Source organism: Grimontia sp. AD028 (assembly GCF_000973155.1).
GTDB classification, from domain to species: domain Bacteria; phylum Pseudomonadota; class Gammaproteobacteria; order Enterobacterales; family Vibrionaceae; genus Enterovibrio; species Enterovibrio indicus.
This window is the reverse complement of sequence record NZ_LASY01000194.1, coordinates 1-280: the sequence shown is the minus strand read 5'-3', so window position 1 is coordinate 280 and position 280 is coordinate 1. Positions and strand designations below refer to the sequence as shown.

The following is a 280-nucleotide window of genomic DNA, read 5'->3' as shown; positions in this document are numbered from 1 at the left end:
TCTGAAGGGATCAGGGTGTCGACGGTTTCAGTGGTGCCGTCAGGCTGGGTGACGGTGAGGGTCACGGTGTCACCGACCAGGGTACCGGTCGGTACCGCCACGCTGACCTGTACGCCGTCACTGGCTTCGGCTTCACTGACGCCATCGGTGGCTTCAGCAATGGTCAGAACTGGCGCTTCATCCGTGCCGCCAGCCCCGGTGCCTTCACCGGCAGCGGTGGTGTCAAGAGAAAAGCTGCTTGTACTGCTGCTCTGTGAAACGTTACCGGCCACATCAGTGA

1 protein-coding gene is annotated in these 280 nt (G+C 61.4%); it reads right to left on the bottom strand.

The window, feature by feature from the left end; translation table 11 throughout:
• The coding region (locus RN22_RS25290) for a hypothetical protein (RefSeq protein WP_046308500.1) at positions 1-280 on the bottom strand (280 nt) is incomplete at both ends.